This is a genomic window from Mycolicibacterium austroafricanum, from assembly GCF_902705885.1.
Classification (GTDB): domain Bacteria; phylum Actinomycetota; class Actinomycetes; order Mycobacteriales; family Mycobacteriaceae; genus Mycobacterium; species Mycobacterium vanbaalenii_A.
The window spans coordinates 22,017-38,743 of record NZ_CACSIP010000005.1; the positions used below are offsets into that span (position 1 = coordinate 22,017).

At 66.8% G+C, this 16,727-nt stretch carries 17 protein-coding genes; 8 read left to right on the forward strand and 9 right to left on the reverse strand.

Annotated elements, in window-relative coordinates:
- Window positions 1-2: 2 nt before the first annotated feature.
- The 4 genes from BEMPMBAN_RS04945 to BEMPMBAN_RS04960 form a co-directional block, all read right to left on the reverse strand.
- Window positions 3-836, reverse strand: a complete 834-nt coding sequence (locus tag BEMPMBAN_RS04945) for a carbohydrate ABC transporter permease (RefSeq protein WP_159229280.1) — start codon at window positions 834-836, stop codon at window positions 3-5.
- A complete protein-coding gene (locus BEMPMBAN_RS04950) occupies window positions 833-1,765 on the reverse strand; it encodes a carbohydrate ABC transporter permease (protein ID WP_159229281.1) in 933 nt (310 codons plus the stop codon). The genes BEMPMBAN_RS04945 and BEMPMBAN_RS04950 overlap by 4 nt, the downstream gene beginning before the upstream one ends.
- Complete coding sequence (locus BEMPMBAN_RS04955; RefSeq protein ID WP_159229282.1) at window positions 1,762-3,072, reverse strand: extracellular solute-binding protein; 1,311 nt, start codon at window positions 3,070-3,072, stop codon at window positions 1,762-1,764. Before BEMPMBAN_RS04955 ends, BEMPMBAN_RS04950 begins: the two co-directional genes overlap by 4 nt.
- A gap of 116 nt (window positions 3,073-3,188) precedes the next feature.
- Window positions 3,189-4,211 (reverse strand): LacI family DNA-binding transcriptional regulator, encoded by a 1,023-nt coding sequence (locus BEMPMBAN_RS04960; RefSeq protein WP_159229283.1) that lies wholly within the window; start codon window positions 4,209-4,211, stop codon window positions 3,189-3,191.
- 117 nt (window positions 4,212-4,328) lie between these two features.
- Between BEMPMBAN_RS04960 and BEMPMBAN_RS04965 the strand changes: the two genes are divergently transcribed.
- Entirely contained in the window at window positions 4,329-5,990 is a 1,662-nt protein-coding gene (locus tag BEMPMBAN_RS04965) for a glycoside hydrolase family 13 protein (protein ID WP_425294929.1), read from the forward strand.
- Window positions 5,991-6,075: 85 nt separating this feature from the next.
- On the forward strand, window positions 6,076-7,068 hold the full coding sequence (locus tag BEMPMBAN_RS04970) for an Acg family FMN-binding oxidoreductase (RefSeq protein ID WP_159229285.1): 993 nt from the start codon (window positions 6,076-6,078) through the stop codon (window positions 7,066-7,068).
- Window positions 7,069-7,078: 10 nt separating this feature from the next.
- Here BEMPMBAN_RS04970 and dosR read toward each other — a convergent pair whose 3' ends face one another.
- The 5 genes from dosR to BEMPMBAN_RS04995 form a co-directional block, all read right to left on the reverse strand.
- A complete protein-coding gene (gene dosR / locus BEMPMBAN_RS04975; protein ID WP_159229286.1) occupies window positions 7,079-7,738 on the reverse strand; it encodes a hypoxia response regulator transcription factor DosR/DevR in 660 nt (219 codons plus the stop codon).
- A 29-nt stretch (window positions 7,739-7,767) separates the two neighbouring features.
- Window positions 7,768-8,598 (reverse strand): universal stress protein, encoded by an 831-nt coding sequence (locus tag BEMPMBAN_RS04980; RefSeq protein ID WP_159229287.1) that lies wholly within the window; start codon window positions 8,596-8,598, stop codon window positions 7,768-7,770.
- The gene (locus BEMPMBAN_RS04985; RefSeq protein WP_159229288.1) at window positions 8,595-9,584 is read right to left on the reverse strand and encodes an Acg family FMN-binding oxidoreductase; all 990 of its coding nucleotides are present in this window, start codon (window positions 9,582-9,584) and stop codon (window positions 8,595-8,597) included. Before BEMPMBAN_RS04985 ends, BEMPMBAN_RS04980 begins: the two co-directional genes overlap by 4 nt.
- A 236-nt stretch (window positions 9,585-9,820) precedes the next feature.
- The gene (locus tag BEMPMBAN_RS04990; protein WP_159229375.1) at window positions 9,821-10,528 is read right to left on the reverse strand and encodes a GAF and ANTAR domain-containing protein; all 708 of its coding nucleotides are present in this window, start codon (window positions 10,526-10,528) and stop codon (window positions 9,821-9,823) included.
- 111 nt (window positions 10,529-10,639) lie between these two features.
- On the reverse strand, window positions 10,640-11,137 hold the full coding sequence (locus BEMPMBAN_RS04995) for a DUF1990 domain-containing protein (protein WP_159229289.1): 498 nt from the start codon (window positions 11,135-11,137) through the stop codon (window positions 10,640-10,642).
- A 168-nt stretch (window positions 11,138-11,305) separates the two neighbouring features.
- Between BEMPMBAN_RS04995 and BEMPMBAN_RS05000 the strand changes: the two genes are divergently transcribed.
- The 6 genes from BEMPMBAN_RS05000 (at window position 11,306) to BEMPMBAN_RS05025 (ending at window position 16,725) form a co-directional block, all read left to right on the forward strand.
- Window positions 11,306-11,935: a PaaI family thioesterase gene (locus tag BEMPMBAN_RS05000; RefSeq protein ID WP_159229290.1), complete on the forward strand. Its 630-nt coding sequence runs from the start codon at window positions 11,306-11,308 to the stop codon at window positions 11,933-11,935.
- Window positions 11,932-12,363 carry a TIGR02611 family protein gene (locus tag BEMPMBAN_RS05005; protein ID WP_159229291.1) on the forward strand — a complete coding sequence of 144 codons (432 nt, stop codon included), beginning with the start codon at window positions 11,932-11,934 and terminating at the stop codon, window positions 12,361-12,363. Before BEMPMBAN_RS05000 ends, BEMPMBAN_RS05005 begins: the two co-directional genes overlap by 4 nt.
- An 88-nt stretch (window positions 12,364-12,451) precedes the next feature.
- The gene (gene thrS / locus BEMPMBAN_RS05010) at window positions 12,452-14,524 is read left to right on the forward strand and encodes a threonine--tRNA ligase (protein WP_159229292.1); all 2,073 of its coding nucleotides are present in this window, start codon (window positions 12,452-12,454) and stop codon (window positions 14,522-14,524) included.
- Window position 14,525: 1 nt separating this feature from the next.
- A complete protein-coding gene (locus BEMPMBAN_RS05015; protein ID WP_159229293.1) occupies window positions 14,526-15,077 on the forward strand; it encodes an ATP adenylyltransferase in 552 nt (183 codons plus the stop codon).
- Window positions 15,074-15,745 (forward strand): phosphatidylinositol phosphate synthase, encoded by a 672-nt coding sequence (pgsA, locus tag BEMPMBAN_RS05020; protein WP_159229294.1) that lies wholly within the window; start codon window positions 15,074-15,076, stop codon window positions 15,743-15,745. The genes BEMPMBAN_RS05015 and pgsA overlap by 4 nt, the downstream gene beginning before the upstream one ends.
- Entirely contained in the window at window positions 15,742-16,725 is a 984-nt protein-coding gene (locus tag BEMPMBAN_RS05025; protein ID WP_159229295.1) for a phosphatidylinositol mannoside acyltransferase, read from the forward strand. The genes pgsA and BEMPMBAN_RS05025 overlap by 4 nt, the downstream gene beginning before the upstream one ends.
- The last annotated feature ends 2 nt before the right edge of the window (window positions 16,726-16,727 follow it).

Here is a 16,727-nt window from a genome sequence, read left to right on the forward strand (position 1 = left end):
GGTTATCCCTTCACTGCTCCGGAGGTCAGACCGGCGACGATGCGCCGCTGGAAGATGAGGACCAAGATGACGACGGGGATCGTGACGATCACCGACGCGGCCATGATGTAGGGCACCGGCGACTCGAAATACGAGGCACCCTGGAAGAACGCCAGCGCCGCAGGCACGGTACGGGCGCTGTCGGTGGATGTCAGCGAGATGGCGAAGAGAAAGTCGTTCCAGCAGAAGAAGAACGTCAGGATCGCCGTGGTGAACACCCCCGGTGCCGCCAACGGCACGATCACCTTGCGGAACGCCTGCCACTGCGTGGCGCCGTCCACCTGAGCGGCGTGCTCCATCTCCCAGGGGATCTGCCGGAAGAACGCCGACATCGTCCAGATAGACAAGGGCAGTGCGAATGTCAGGTACGGGATGATCAGTCCGAGCCAGGTGTCGTAGATGCCCAGGCTTCGCCACATGTCGAACAACGGACCGACCAGTGCGGCCTGCGGGAACATGGCGATGCCCAGTGCCAGCGAAAGAAGTACCTTTTTGCCCGGGAAGTCCAGCCGCGCAATGGCATAGGCGGCGAACATCGCGATGATCACCGAGATGACCGTCGCGATGACCGCAATGCCGATCGAGTTGATCAGCGCGCGGATGAACAGCGGCTGGCTGAAGATCTGGACGAAGTTGTCCATGGTGAACGTGCTCGGCAGGAACTGCGGGTCACGCGAGACGATGTCTGACGGCGGCTTGAAGGCCAGGCTGATCATCCACAGCAGCGGAACAAAGCTGTAGATCAGGATGACGATGCCGGCGATCGTCCACCACCGGGTGCTCTTGGCGCTGGTCACTGGTCACCCCTGACTTGCGAGAGGTCGGTTTTGAAGACCTTGATGAACAGCCACGCAATGGCGACCACGGACAGGAACAGCAGCACCGAGACCGCAGAACCCATACCGAGGTTCACCAGCGTGACGTTTTGTCGATAGGCCAGGAATGAGATGGTCTCGGTGTTGTTCGCACCGGCCGTCATCACGTACGGGTTGTCGAATATTCGCCACGCATCGAGGGTGCGGAACAGCAGCGCCACCATGATCGCGGCCTTCATGTTCGGCAGCGTGATCTTCCAGAGGCGTTGCCATGCGGTGGCGCCGTCGACCTTCGCGGCCTCCTGCATGTCTTCGGGGACCTGCACCAGGCCGGCCAGCAGCAGCAGCGAGATGAACGGGGTGGTCTTCCAGATCTCGGACAGGCAGATGACGAAGATCGCCGACCAGCGGTCACCGAACCAGTCGAAGTCGGTGATGTTGAGCCACTGGTTGACGAACCCCGAGTCGACCGCGAATGCGTAGCGCCAGATGAACGCCGAGACCACCGTGACGATGCCGTACGGGATCAGGATCGCGGTGCGCAATGGCCCCCGGCCGCGAACGATCCGCAGCATCACGAACGCGAACCAGAAGCCGAGGACGAGTTCGATGGCGACGGTGACGACAGTGATCGCGAGCGTGGTGACGAAGTCGTTCCACCACACCGGGTCGGTGAGGATGACCCCGTAGTTGCCAAGCCCGACAAAACTACGTCCCTGCGGATCGGTCAGGCGGTAGTTGTACAGCGACAGCACCAATGCGTATCCCAGCGGGTACGCGGTGACCAGCAGCATCACCACATACGACGGCAGCGTCAGGTAGATGCCGAGCCTGCGCTCGCCGCGGACCCGCTCGCTGAACGCCGGCTTGTCGGGGTCCTTCTGGATGGGTGCACTCTCGACGGTTGTCACAACAGTCGCCTCCCCGCGAGCACGTCAGCCATGAACTCGTCTGTCCTCTCCGGGGTTTGCGCGGTCACCGACGCCGGCGGGTGCCACGTCTGGGTGATCGCCCCGGCGACGTCGGTGTAGAAGGGCGTCAAGGGCCGAGGTCCACCCTCGGCGATGGATTCCCGGATCAGGTCCGCGTTGTCGTACTCGGCACGGATGTCCGGGTTATCGTAGGACGCCGCGTACGGCGACGGTTCACTTTCGTCGAGCATGTACTGGGTGGCTTTGGGCTCGGCGTTGATGCATTCGACCAACGCGACCGCCTCGTCGGGGTGCTCCGAGTAGGCGCCGATACCCAGGTTGGCGCCGCCGAGGGGTGGTGCGCTGGGGCGGTCGGGGAACACCCTCGGGTAACGGGCCCAGCCGATGTCGTCTACCACTTCCTGCGGGAGCGTGCCTTCCTCGGCGGCGCTGCGGGCCGCCGCGAGCACGTAGGGCCAGTTGAGCATGAACATGCCCTCTTCCGACTGGAACGTGGCGCGGGCCTGCTCTTCGGCGGCGTTGGACAGGTCGACCGGAGCGGCGCTGGAACGCGCGAGATTGCCGACGATCTCGGCGGCCTTGTCTCCGGCCGGGCTGGCCATGGACGGTTTCGCGTTGCGGCCGGCCTCGACGTCCTGGAGCACCTCACCGCCGGCCGACAACACCAGTGCGTTGATCCAGACCATGTAGCCCTCGTACCGCTGGCCCTGGGTGGAGATCTTCTTGCCTTGCCCCACAGCGGCTTTGAGCATCTCGTCCCATGTGAAGGTCGGGCTGGTGGGGTCCACTCCTGCCGCGGCCGCCTCCGATTTGCGGTACCAGAGGAGCTGAGCATTGGACTTGTACGGCGCTCCGAACAGTTGGTCGTCCCACATACCCGTCTCGACCGGCGACGGCAGCATCCCGGCGGTGAGGCGTGCGGACTCCTCGGCGGTGTAGGGGCGCAGGAATCCCGCGTTGGCGAATTCCGCGGTGAACACCACGTCGAGGCTCAGCACGTCGATCGAGGAGTCCCCGGCGGCAAGGCGGCGGACCATTTGCTCCCGTTGGGCGGTCGCGGTGCTGGGCAGCGATTCGATGCGCACCTGGTACGCGCCGCCCGAGGCGTCCGCGCATTCCTGGGCACGCGCCACTGAGCCGCCGTTGTCCGGCAGGATGTACCACGTCAGGGTCGGCGGCCCACCCCCGCTGCCGCATCCGGACAACAGGGTAGCCGCGACCAGAGGCGCGCTGGCCAGCGCGATTGCGCGGCGGCGTCGCCCTCGGGCGAACTGAATTCGTTTCATCACGTCCTCGTCCAAGAAGCCTGCAACGACGCCCGGGTCCGGATGAGGGCCACGGGCAGCACATTCGGTACGCCGATGAGTGTGTCACAGTTCACAACGATGATGGGGCAGTGGTGTCATCGCGGCGGGGCGGTCGACCCGCGGATCACCAGTCGGGTGGGCAGCGTCGTCACCACGGGCTCGGTCTCGGGTGCTTCGGGGTCGAGCCGGGCCAGCGCCTGAAGCGCCGCGATCCGGCCCTGCTCGCGTACCGGCTGAGCGACCGTCGTCAGATCACTGAGGTCGGCTGACGGGTGGTCGTCGACACCGATCACCGAGACTTGCTGGGGGACAGAGATTCCTGACCTCCGCAGGGTCCGCAGTGCGCCCAGTGCCATCTCGTCGGAATGGCAGAAGACGGCGGTGGGCAGCTCCGGACGGCTCAGCAGCGTCTCCATACCTCGCGCGCCGCCGTCGATACCCCACTCGACGGTCACCACGGTCGAGTCACCCAGGCCGGCCGCGCCGACCAGCCGGTGAAACCCGCGGATCCGGGCCTCGTTGGTGGCCCACGGGATTCCCTCGTCGTCGCCGGCCTGGATCATCGCGATGTCCCGGTGGCCGATGCGCAGCAGGTGCCCGACGGCTTGTTGCGCGGCCATCTCGTCGTCGATACCGACCCACGGCTGACCGTCACGAGGATGGTGACCTCCGACGAACACCGTGGGAAGTCCGAGTTGGTCCAGCCGGGTGTGCTCACGGGTGGTCAACGGAACGGAGACGACGATCACCGCGTCGACCTTGCGGCGCAACGGGAGTGCTTCGAAGAACCGATGCCGCGCCGCGGGATCCGGCAGTGCACAGAGCACCAGATCCACGCCGACCGCGTCGAATTCGCCGGCGATACCGGCGAGCACGGTCGAGTAGAACCACGCGTCGATTCGGGGCACCACCACACCGACGCGGCCTGTGGGTCCCCCCGACAGCCGGGACGCCTCCGGCGAGACCACGTAGGCCAGTTCGCGCGCCGCCGAGAGGATTCGTTCCCGAGTGGCGGGCGAGACGCCGCTCTCACCCCGCAGGGCACGCGACACCGACGCGATCGAGACACCCGACCGCTGGGCCACGTCGGTCATGTTGACCGCTTGTTTCGGGATCATCGGACCCGAGAATAGCGCAACGTAAATAGTTACGTATATAGGGAACGGATTGACAATATGGAGTGTTTTCTGGACCCTGGGAACGTAAACGATTACGCAATGAGTCAGAGGAGAGCCGTGTCCGTCACAACCCCGTCGTGGTGGCAGACCGCCGTCGTCTACCAGGTCTACATCCGCAGCTTCGCCGACGGCAACGGCGATGGCATCGGCGATGTCGCCGGGATGCGCGCCCGGCTGCCGTACCTGTCGCAACTCGGGGTCGACGCCATCTGGATCAATCCCTGGTATCCCTCGCCAATGGCCGATGCGGGTTACGACGTCGCCGACTACCGCGACATCGAACCGTCCTATGGCACCTTGGACGAGGCGCAGGCGCTCATCGCCGAGGCGCACGCGCTGGGTTTGCGAGTGCTGCTCGACATCGTGCCCAACCACACCTCCGACGAGCATGCGTGGTTCCGAGCGGCGCTCGCCGGTGAACCCGGCACGCGGCAGCGCTACCACTTCCGGACAGGTCGTGGGGTCGACGGCGAGCTACCGCCCAACAACTGGCAGAGCGTCTTCGGCGGCCCGGCATGGACAAGAATTGGCGACGCCCCGGGGTCCCCGTGGTATCTGCATCTGTTCGCGCCCGGTCAGCCCGACCTCAACTGGGACAACGACGAGGTTCGCAGCGAATTCGAGGACATCCTGGCGTTCTGGTTCGACCGCGGCGTCGACGGCTTCCGCATCGACGTGGCGCACGGACTGGTCAAAGAGGCAGGGCTGCCTGACGAGGAAGATGTCCTCGACACCGCACAGACCCTCGTCGAGCACCGGGAGGGGCACCCCGCCTGGGATCAGGACGGGGTGCACGAGGTCTACCGGGGATGGCGGGCGGTGGCTCAACGCTATTCGCCGGAGCGGATTTTCATCGCCGAAGCCTGGGTGCCCAGCAATGAGCGGCTCGCCCGTTACCTGCGCCCCGACGAACTGCACACCGCCTTCCAATTCGACTTCCTGCGCGCGCCGTGGCGCGCCGAGTTGCTGCGCGCGGTGGTCGACGATGCCATCGCCGGCGCGGCCACGGTCGGCGCGCCGCCCACCTGGGTGCTGTCCAACCACGACGTGACCCGGACGGTGACGCGGTTCTCCCGATCGCAGCCGACGCATCTGGTCGGAACGGACTGGGAGCGCGGGCGCTGGGGTGATGAGGATCCTGACCACATCCTGGGACGTAAACGCGCCCGCGCGGCGGCGCTGCTGCAGCTCGCGCTGCCGGGCACCGCCTACGTGTACCAGGGCGAAGAGCTGGCCCTCGAGGAAATCGAGGACCTGCCCGACGAGGTACGCCAGGATCCGACGTGGTCCCAGTCCGGGTTCACCGACGTCGGCCGCGACGGATGTCGAATCCCGTTGCCGTGGAACGCGACGTCGGCACCCTACGGATTCGCACCCGACGACGGCGCCGCGACGTGGCTGCCCCAGCCGGCGCACTGGGCAGAGCACAGCGTCGAGGCGCAGGATCGCGACCCGGACTCCACCCTCAATCTGTACCGGTCGGCGTTGCGGTTGCGCCACTCGCTGTGGCGCGATGCCGGTGACGTCAAGTGGCTGGACGTCGGCCCAGAGGTCGCCGCGTTCGAACGCGGCGGTGTCCAGTGCTGGGTCAACACCGGCGAGACCGACGTGAGGCTGCCCGAGGTGGCGACCGTGGCGCTCTCGTCAGTCCGGGCCGTCGACCGCCTCCTGCCCCCGGATGCGGCCGCGTGGCTCACGTTTGCGGAGCCCACCGAGTAGGGACCCATGAGAGGTCTTTGTGCCCTCTTTCTGACCCCCTTGTGTGGCGCACCCTGGATCCACACGAACTATGAAGGGGGGCGCGATGAGCGGTCACTTCGCAGACCTCGAGACCATCCGGTCCGCGCTGTCGCTGGCGGCACGTGCTCCGTCGGTGCACAACTCACAGCCCTGGCATTGGCGGGTGGGGGAAGACAGTCTGCACTTGTATGCGAACGGTGAACTGCTTCTGCCGCATACCGATCCCGATGGCCGGGATCTCATGCTCAGCTGCGGTGCGGCGTTGAATCACTGCGTGGTGGCGCTGGCCGCACTGGGCTGGCAGACCAAGGTCCGACGATTTCCCAACCCCGCCGAGCCCGATCACCTCGCCACCCTCGAGTTGTATCCCTATCCTCCCGCAGACCTCGACGTGGCCTTGGCTGCGGCGATCCCACGCCGGCGCACCGACCGCCGCCACTACAGTTCCTGGCCGGTACCCCGCGCCGACATCGCGCTGATGGGTGCGCGGGCTGCCCGAGCCGGGGTGCTACTGCGCAGGGTCGACGATCTCGACAACCTGAAGAGGTTGGTGAACGACGCCGCGTTCCGGCACGGGGCCGACAAGGATTACCTTGCCGAGTTGGCCACCTGGAGTGGTCGGTACGCGTCGACAGCAGGGGTGCCTGCGAAAAGTGTGCCCGGATCCGACGGCACGGGACCGATCCCGACGCGGACCTTCGCCGGTGGTGTGCTGCATCAGGCTCCTCACACCGAGCCCCAAGACGAGCACGCCGTCGTCGTCGCGCTGGGCACGGTCGACGACGGATCGTTGTCCCGGCTGCGTGCGGGCGAGGCCACCAGCATTGTGTTGCTGACGGCAACGGCGCAGGGGTTGGCGAGTTGCCCGATCACCGAGCCGTTGGAGATTGCCGAGACACGGGACCTGCTGCGCAGTGATGTCTTCGGCGCCGAAGGACATCCGCAGATGCTGCTTCGGATCGGTTGGGCCCCGGTCAACGCCGATCCATTGCCTGCGACTCCGCGCCGCGGTCTTTCGGAAGTCGTTGTCCGGCTGGACGGCTCGCCGCTGCTGTGAGCGCTGGACCCTAGGCCGGACCTGCTGATCCCGGGTGGTTCTGCCGATCGAGCCTGGACACGAACACCGCCGCCTGGGTGCGACGCTCCATCCCGAGTTTGGCCAGCAGCCGCGAGACGTAGTTCTTCACCGTCTTCTCGGCGAGGAACATCCGCGCCGCAATCTGCTTGTTGGTCAGCCCCTCACCGAGCAGGTCGAGAAGCACCCGTTCCTGATCGGTCAGACCTGAAAGAGGATCGGCGTGGCCACCCTCCCCGCGGAGTTTGGCCATCAGTGCGGCCGCCGCCCGGTTGTCGAGAAGGGAACGCCCTGCGCCGACCTCTTTGATCGCCTTCGCCAGTTCCATGCCCTTGATGTCTTTGACCACGTATCCGCTCGCCCCGGCCAGTATCGCGTCGAGCATCGCCTCGTCCGAGGTGAACGAGGTGAGCATGAGGCAGCGGAGATCGGGCAGCCGGGAGAGCAGATCGCGGCACAGTTCGATGCCGTTGCCGTCCGGCAGCCGAACGTCGAGAACGGCGACGTCGGGTTGCATCGCCGGGATCCGTGTCATCGCCTCGCCCACCGAGCCGGCCTCGCCGACTACATCGAGTTCGGGGTCACTGTTGAGCAGGTCGATCAGGCCACGCCTGACGACTTCGTGGTCGTCCACCAGGAATACGGTCACCATGTTGCGATTGACGCCTCTCTCGGCACTGTTCACAGTGCGTTGTGCGGTTCACAGATCAGGATCGAACAGTCGCTGTCGCGCAGGGCGGCGTTGCCGGGCGGACCGACGAGTGCAGCCACGCCACCCGCTCGTTCGCGACCGGCGACCACCAGCTGGATGGAGTCGGCGTTGGCGGCGAGGTAGTCCAGGGTGTCGCCGCGGGTCTGCACTGATGTGATGTCGAGGTCGGGGTAGCGACGCTGCCATTCGGCCAGCCGACGCTGCTGGCGCTGGGGCTGGACATCGGAGATCGTTCCGACGGGGGTCAGGACCCGGACCGAAGCCCGCCGCCGCCGTGCTTCCTCGAGGCCGCGCTGCAAGACCGTGTCGCTTTCGGCAGCGTTATCGACCTCGATGACCACCGCGCGGTCTGTGGCGTTGGTGTGGGGACGATGGGTCCGCACGATCGCAACAGGGCAGCGGGCGGTCGCCGACAGCGCCGCCGCGGTGGACCCGATGCGCCCCCGGGTGGCGTGCTTGAGGCCCCGCGCCCCGACACACAGCATCGCCGCGGATTGCGCCGCCGCCAGCAGTGCCTCGATGGGTCGGCCATGGAGGATCTCCCGTTCGAGTTCGACGGCGCGCCCGGTCGACTCCAGGGCAGTGAGCGCAGAGCGCACCGCCGCCTCGGCCGTCGCGACGCGGTGGGACTGCGCCTGCGCATCGATGTCCGGGTGCTCGGAAGGTTCGATCACACAGACCAAGCGCAACGGGACACCGAGTTCGACCGCTTCATCGACTGCCCACAGGCCTGCATCCACCGCGGCCGCGGAACCGTCGATTCCCACCACGACGCCGGATGTCCGACTGTCCTCTATCACTCTCGCCCCCTGTGCAATTGAAGTACTTCGTCGACCGGGCGGCGCGGAGTCGGGGGAGGTGTGGCATCCAACGCCGGCGCGAGCCCCACCCGCACGAGTGTTTGCGGGATGGCATCGCCCGGGATGAGTGCGGCGATGATATCGCGGCCCGTCGGCACCTCGGTGATGTGGCTGAACGTGCACGTCGACAGCCCTGCTGCAGCAGCGTCCAGTAGGACAGCGGAAAGCACTTCACCACAGTGCAATACGCTGTGGCTGGAGTCTTCTTCGGTCGATATCGCCAGGATCTTCGACTGGTCGTGATCAACCTCGGTGCGGCGTTCGGCTTGCGCGACGACGGGAAATGTTCGTCCGACATCGACGCGGTCGCTTTCGGCTGCCGATATCAGTGAACTCTGCGGAATTCCTTCATGACTGACGAACCCGGCGGTCCACCACGACAGTTCGGAGTGATACTCCGCATCGTAGACGCGCAGTGCCTCAACCAGATCAGAGGCCTCCGCCACAGAGTTGCGGAACTCGTCGGCAACCACATCCACCCGGATACCGCCGGACGTCGTGTGCTGTCTGAACGAGCTTGCCAAGTCCTCCCAGCCCGGTGGCGCGGTCAGCGGAAGCCGGTCGCTGCGACGCAACAGGATCGCATCGGCCCGGCGCCGTTGCAGGTCGGAGACCGCCGCCGCGGTGAACGTGATCGTCGCAAGGTGAAGGGGGTCGGCAGGGTCGGGAAAGCGTTGTACGGCAGCCCGCCACCCAGAGGCGGCCATCGCCACGCGGAAATGATCGAGTACCGCACCGCAGCTGATCAAGGCCTCGCGGCCGGTCGTGTCGGCCGACCGGACAAGGCGGGCGGGGTCGGCGAACAGTTCGACGGTGTCGTCGGTGGCGACCCAGCGCCAGGGTTGACTGTTGTGCAGTGAAGGTGCCCTGCAAGCCAACTGCAGCGCGTCGACGATCACCTCGCATCGAGGTTGTATCGCGGGCATCGGGCCTCCGTTCGGTGCACCGTAAGCATTGCTGCTCTGCTGCTGGACCGGACAGGGCCAATAGTCCTCAACCGACGGGCGATGAGACACCAGTCCGAACAGCGTCCACCCGCGCGAACGCCGAGGCGGCTGGTTGTCCGATGCTGTGCGTCAGCGCCGGCAAGGATCACAATGTGGCGCAGGGGATCTCACGGCGGATCGGCACCCGCTACCGCGCCGAAAACCAGGTACAGGCACTAGTCCACGGACGACTGTGCGTCCTCGACCAGGCCGGTGGCGACCTTGATCAACGGCACATTCGAATCCTGCGACAACTTGCGCAACAGCTCGAAGGCCTGGACGGCGTTCACCCCGTATCGCTCCATGATCATGCCCTTGGCCTGGCCGATGATGTCGCGGCTGGACAAGGCCCGGCGGAACTGCTCGTCACGGCGCGCCGAGTTCCACGCCACCGATGAGTGCGCCGCGAAGACCCGTCCCAGGTCACGCGAGTCGGTGTCGAAGGCGCCGGGTTGCTCGGAGAACACGTTCAAGGCGCCGACCGTCTCGCCGGCGATGAACATCTGGAACGCCATGATCGACCGGATGGGCGTCTCGGCCAGGACATCGCGGCGGTAGTTCGGGAACCGGTCGTCGGTCGCGAGGTCGGCGACGTGGATGATCTTCTCGTCCCACGCCGCGGTCAGGCACGGGCCTTCCTGGTGGCGCTCCTGGATCTTGTCGAGGAGCAGCGGCCAGTGGTGCGACGCCGCCGGGGTGTCGACTTTCTTGGCGTTCCGGGTGAGGGTGATCCCGGCGTACTGCGCCCCCGGGATCTCCACGGCGGCATGTTCGGCCAACTCTGCCACGACGGTGTCGGAATCGGTGTCTGGCCTGTTGTGCAGCCCCTGCACCAGCTCCGCGACACGCAGATGCGCAGTCTCCAAGCCGGCTTTATCGTTCACCGTCACCGTCCGTTTGGTATCGAGCCAGATTCTCGGTGTTCAGGTTACCTGTGACCACCGCGAATGGCCCACGCATGACGATTTACGAGTCTGTGACCGCCCGGCGGCCGGTCACAGGGCGCGAAGGTAGCGATCGGTGACGCGGCGCTGCACCAGTGAGGTGACGGGAGAGCCCAGCCGGCTCCACCACGTCGCGTGCCGGGAGAACGCGATCACCTCGGCGATCACGTTGTCGGTGGTGGGGTCGTAGCGGACCAGGAACAGTTCCTCGCCGGATTCCGCATGTCCGGGCAGCGTGCCGTAGGCGAAACCACGGCGGTCGGGCTCGTCGACGACGTAGACGACCCGGCACGGGGCAACCACCGGGCCGAGGTGCACCAGCACCTCGGCGCCGACCTCGGCGACCGGGGTCGTCGCCTCCACCCGCAGACCTGCCCCGCGCAGCATGCCCCAGCGCATACCGCGCGCGGCAGCCTGGTCGAAACGGTCCCGGCCGCAGCCGATCACCGACGATTTGCGCAGGTGGTGGTACCCGGACGGCATCGGTCCTGCGGTCGCCCCGACCTCGGTGTACGTCAGCGGCTTTCCGGACAGGGCGCTCAGATTCACAGGTGTCAGCTTGTCACCGTCGGCGTAGCGTCGTCACCGTGACGTCGACCTTCATCCTCGGTGGAGGAGAACTTCGCCGCCACGGAGATCGACCTCACCGACGCCGAATTCAGCACGCTGAGCAAAGCCGGGGAAGCCGACACATGAGACAACCAATACGGTAAGCGGGTGAGCGCCCACGAATCCGTCGATGTGCACGCAGGTGGGGGATTCAATCCGCCGGAACCCACCCGCAGTGGCGGACCGGACTACGGGCGTTTCGTCGAGGCGGTGCGATCGCTGCAGGACCGTGCCCGCGCCGCCGACGCGCCCGACGAGGTGATCACCGAAGCCGCCGACCTGCTCGAGAGGGCGTCGCAGCTGCTCGCCCCCTACGACGCCGATGAATGGTCGTCGCCTTCGGGACGCAGGATGGACCTGCCCAATCGCGGCAACATCCTGCAGGTACCGGTGGACTTGCACGTCACTGACGACGGCCGCGTCGCGGGCACCGCGGTGTTCCGCCGCTTCTACCTCGGTCGCAACGGGGCCGCCCACGGCGGCGCCGTGGCGCTGCTGTTCGATTCGCTGCTCGGGTTCACCGCGTTCAAACTCAGTCACAGCCGCGCGCAACGGACCGCGTTCCTGCACGTCGACTACCGCAACATCGCCCCGGTGGAAAAGCAGCTGCGGGTCGACGCGGGCATCGACTCGATGGAGGGTCGCAAGATCTTCGTCTCCGGCCGGATCCGCGACGGAGACGACGTGGTCGCCGAGGCGCATGCCCTGTTCGTCACGTTGAAACCCGGGCAACCATGAGCGAGGGCGGCCGGCGGGTGCTGTTGACCCGGCGGTGGGCGCGCTGGCGCGACGGTCTGCGCGAACGACGCGTCGCCGACCTCGTGTACCGACTCGTCGTCGGTGTGGTCGGCCTGCTGGTTCTCGCCGTCGGCATCGTCGCGATCCCGTATCCGGGCCCGGGCTGGGCGATCGTGTTCGTCGGACTGGCCATTCTGGCCACCGAGTTCGACTGGGCGCGCAGAATGCTGGCATACGCGCGCAGGCGCTACGACGCCGCGATGGACTGGTTCAAGCAGCAAGGTCTGTGGGTGAAGGTGCTGGGTGCGGTCTTCACCGTGGCGATCACAGTGCTGACCTTGTGGCTGGTCGGCGTCCTCGACTGGGCAGGGGAGTTGGTCAACATCGAGCACGAGTGGCTGGATAGCCCTATTGGTATCGGGGCGTGAGGGTCGACCCCGATAGCATGGTCGCGGTCAGCGGCCTGACCTCCGCCCGACGCACCACCGAATGTCCCGAGAGTTTGGAGATCCCGCGATGAGCGCCCCCGCCAGCACCGCCCTAGCAGCCCCGATCCGGGTCGCTGCCGGGACGACCGCAGGGCAGGCGGTGCGCGAGGCCGGCTTGCCGGCCAGGGGCGCCCCCGACGCCGTGGTCGTCGTGCGCGATGCGGACGGGCGGCTGCGCGACCTGTCGTGGGTACCCGACGTCGACGTCGAGGTCACCCCCGTCGCGGCCGACACCGAGGACGGGCGAAGCGTCATCCGCCACTCGGCCGCCCACGTCCTCGCCCAGGCGGTGCAGGCGTTGTTCCCCGACGCCCGGCTGGGCATCGGGCCGCCGATCACCGACGGGTTCTACTACGACTTCGAGGTCGCCGAGCCGTTCACTCCGGAGGATCTCGAGGCGCTCGAGAAGCGGATGCGCCAGATCGTCAAGGACGGCCAGCTGTTCTCGAGACGGGTCTACGAGTCCAAGGACGCTGCCCGCGAAGAGCTCAAGGGCGAGCCGTACAAACTCGAACTCATCGACGACAAGTCCGGTGATCCTGCCGTCATGGAGGTCGGTGGAGACGAACTGACCGCGTACGACAATCTCAATCCCCGCACCCGCGAACGCGTTTGGGGCGATCTGTGCCGCGGCCCGCACATCCCCACCACGAGGTACATCCCGGCGTTCAAGTTGACGCGCAGTTCGGCCGCCTACTGGCGTGGCGATCAGGACAACGCAAGCCTGCAGCGCATCTACGGCACCGCTTGGGAGTCCCAGGAGGCGCTCGACAGGCACCTCGAACTGCTCGAGGAGGCGCAGCGTCGCGATCACCGCCGCATCGGTGCGGAACTCGATCTGTTCAGCTTCCCCGACGAGATCGGATCGGGCCTTCCGGTCTTCCACCCCAAGGGCGGCATCGTGCGCCGCGAGCTGGAGGACTATTCGCGCCGCAAGCACATCGAGGCGGGATACGAGTTCGTCAACACCCCACACATCACCAAGGCGCAGCTCTTCCACACCTCCGGGCACCTGGACTGGTACGCCGACGGGATGTTCCCGCCGATGCACATCGACGCCGAGTTCAACGAGGACGGCAGTGTCCGCAAGCCGGGACAGGACTACTACCTCAAGCCGATGAACTGCCCGATGCACTGCCTGATATTCCGGGCGCGTGGCAGGTCGTATCGCGAGCTTCCGTTGCGCGCCTTCGAATTCGGCGCGGTCTACCGGTACGAGAAGTCGGGTGTGGTGCACGGCCTGACCCGGGTGCGTGGCCTGACTATGGACGACGCGCACATCTTCTGTACCCGCGATCAGATGCGCGGCGAGCTCGCCTCGCTGCTGCAGTTCATCCTGGACCTGCTCGGCGACTACGGATTGCAGGATTTCTACCTGGAGCTCTCCACGAAGGACCCGAAGAAGTTCGTCGGCTCCGACGAGATCTGGGAAGAGGCCACCAACACCCTCGCGCAGGTGGCCGCCGAGTCCGGCCTGGAGCTGGTTCCCGATCCGGGCGGCGCGGCCTTCTACGGTCCGAAGATCTCGGTACAGGCCCGCGACGCGCTCGGTCGCAGCTGGCAGATGTCGACGATCCAACTGGACTTCAACTTCCCCGAGCGCTTCGAACTCGAGTACACCGCCGCCGACGGTAGCCGGCAACGCCCGGTGATGATCCATCGTGCGCTGTTCGGCTCCATCGAGCGGTTTTTCGGCATCCTCACCGAGCACTACGCGGGCGCGTTTCCGGCCTGGCTGGCGCCGGTGCAGGTGGTCGCCATCCCGGTCGCCGACGGCCACGTCGACTACCTCAACGATGTGGTGGCCCAGCTGCGCAAGCACGGGATCCGTGCCGAGGTGGACGCCAGCGACGATCGAATGGCCAAGAAGATCGTCAACCACACCAACCAGAAGGTGCCGTTCATGCTGCTCGCGGGCGACCGCGATGTGGAGGCCGGAGCTGTGTCGTTCCGGTTCGGTGACCGCACGCAGATCAACGCGGTGCCGTGCGACAGAGCGACCGAGGCCATCGTCGACTGGGTGGCGCGGCGGGAGAACTCCACGCCCACCGCGGAACTCGTCGTCGTCGGCTCCGACGGCCCCGCTGCAGGTGAGGGGTGACGTGGATCCGGAGGACACGATCGTAGACCGCGGCGTCGGCGACCCGGACCATCTGCAGCGGCTCTGGACGCCACATCGGATGTCCTACATCGCCGAGGCGCCGATGAAGACCGGTCGCGCGACCACCACCGAGCCGTTCAGCGACATCCCCACGATGTCCGACGAGGACGGGCTGGTGGTGGCCCGAGGCGAACTGGTCTACGCCGTGCTCAACCTCTACCCGTACAACCCCGGCCATCTGATGGTGGTGCCTTACCGCAGGGTGTCCGAGCTCGAGGATCTCACCGTCGAGGAGGGCGCCGAGCTGATGGCGTTCGCGCAGAAGGCGATCCGGGTCATCAAAGCGGTTTCGCAGCCCCACGGCTTCAACGTCGGCCTCAACCTCGGTCACTCGGCGGGCGGCAGCCTGGCCGAACATCTGCACATGCATGTGGTTCCGCGGTGGGGCGGTGACGCCAACTTCATCACGATCATCGGGGATTCCAAGGTCATCCCGCAGTTGCTCAGAGACACCCGACAGCTGTTGGCCACCGAGTGGGAAAAGCAACGGTGAGTGACTTCTACCTGATGACCCGGGCCGCATACGCGAAGCTGTCGCGGCCGGTGGCCAAGGGGGCGCTGCGCTTGGGTCTGACCCCTGACAGCGTCACGATCCTCGGCACCGCGGGCGCGGTGCTGGGCGCGCTCACGCTGTTCCCGATCGGGCAACTGTTCGCGGGGGCCTTCGTCGTCGCGTTCTTCGTGCTCGCCGACATGCTCGACGGGGCGATGGCCCGGGAACGTGGTGGTGGCACCCGCTTCGGGTCGGTCCTCGACGCCACCTGCGACCGGATCAGCGACGGCGCGGTGTTCTGCGGATTGCTCTGGTGGGCGGCGTTCGGGCTGGACAGCGCCGCGCTGGTGGTCGCCACGATGATCTGCCTGGTGTCGTCGCAGGTGATCTCGTACATCAAGGCCCGCGCGGAAGCCAGCGGGTTGACCGGCGACGGCGGCATCATCGAGCGCCCCGAGCGGCTGGTGATCATCCTGCTCGGCGCCTGCCTGTCCGACCTGCCGTTCGTTCCACTGCCGTGGGTGCTCGACGTCGCGATGTGGACGCTGGCGGTGGCCAGCGTGGTGACGGTGGGGCAGCGGCTGCACAGTGTGCGGACCTCGGCCGGGGCGATGGACCGGCTCACGGTCACCGACAGCGGTGAGAAACCCGAGCCCGGCGAACAATGAACCAGCACCCGGCCGGTGCCAACACCGATCGCGGCGCCTTCATCGGCCACCCCACTTCCTGGGGTGGCCACCTCACCGACTGGGGTTATGCGGCCGGCTGGCGGTTGGTTCGTGCGGCTCCGGAGATCGTGGCGCGCAACGCGTTCGGTTTCGGCGCTCAACTCGCGGCCCGCAACGGTGGTCCCGACCAGTTGCGCAGGAATCTGGCCCGGGTGATCGGGGTGGCACCGGAGGGGGTGCCGGATGCGCTGATCCGTGCTTCGCTTGCCTCGTACGCCCGATACTGGCGGGAGGCGTTCCGGTTGCCGACGATGGATCACGCCGAGCTGGGCGCACAACTCGGTGTCCAGGACATCGAGCTGCTGTGGGCGGCGCTCGAGCAGGGCCGCGGGGCGGTGCTGGCGCTGCCCCACAGCGGCAACTGGGACATGGCCGGGGTATGGCTGGTGCAGAACCACGGCACCTTCGCCACCGTCGCCGAGCGTCTCAAACCCGAGTCGCTCTACCACCGCTTCCTGGCTTACCGGGAGCGGCTGGGATTCGAGGTGGTGCCGTTGTCGGGAGGCGAGCGGCCGCCCTTCGAGGTGCTCTGCGACCGGCTCCGCGACAACGGCGTGGTGTGTCTGATGGCCGACCGCGACATGACGCGCACCGGAGTGCAGGTGAACTTCTTCGGCGAGGCGAGCCGGCTGCCCGCAGGCCCGGCCCGGTTGGCCGTCCAGACCGGGGCGGCGCTGTTTCCGGTGCACTGCTGGTTCGAGGGGGACGGATGGGGGATGCGGGTCTATCCGGAGGTGGAGACCTCGTCGGGTGACCTGGTGGCCATCACCCAGTCCTTGGCGGACCGATTCGCCGTGAACATCGCCGCGCACCCGGCCGATTGGCACATGATGCAGCCGCAATGGATCGCCGACCTGTCGGATGAGCGCAGGGCCCGGCTTTTCGGCGGGCAGGCGCGAAGCGATCCGGGGATCGGGTGAGG

Excerpts from the sequence above, each read along its gene's own strand:
- BEMPMBAN_RS05005 (WP_159229291.1), top strand. The coding sequence starts at position 11,932 with ATGAGCGAGGGCGGCCGGCGGGTGCTGTTGACCCGGCGGTGGGCGCGC.
- thrS (WP_159229292.1), top strand. The coding sequence starts at position 12,452 with ATGAGCGCCCCCGCCAGCACCGCCCTAGCAGCCCCGATCCGGGTCGCT.
- BEMPMBAN_RS04985 (WP_159229288.1), bottom strand. The coding sequence starts at position 9,584 with ATGCCCGCGATACAACCTCGATGCGAGGTGATCGTCGACGCGCTGCAG.
- BEMPMBAN_RS04960 (WP_159229283.1), bottom strand. The coding sequence starts at position 4,211 with ATGATCCCGAAACAAGCGGTCAACATGACCGACGTGGCCCAGCGGTCG.
- BEMPMBAN_RS04970 (WP_159229285.1), top strand. The coding sequence starts at position 6,076 with ATGAGCGGTCACTTCGCAGACCTCGAGACCATCCGGTCCGCGCTGTCG.
- dosR (WP_159229286.1), bottom strand. The coding sequence starts at position 7,738 with ATGGTGACCGTATTCCTGGTGGACGACCACGAAGTCGTCAGGCGTGGC.
- BEMPMBAN_RS04955 (WP_159229282.1), bottom strand. The coding sequence starts at position 3,072 with ATGAAACGAATTCAGTTCGCCCGAGGGCGACGCCGCCGCGCAATCGCG.
- BEMPMBAN_RS05025 (WP_159229295.1), top strand. The coding sequence starts at position 15,742 with ATGAACCAGCACCCGGCCGGTGCCAACACCGATCGCGGCGCCTTCATC.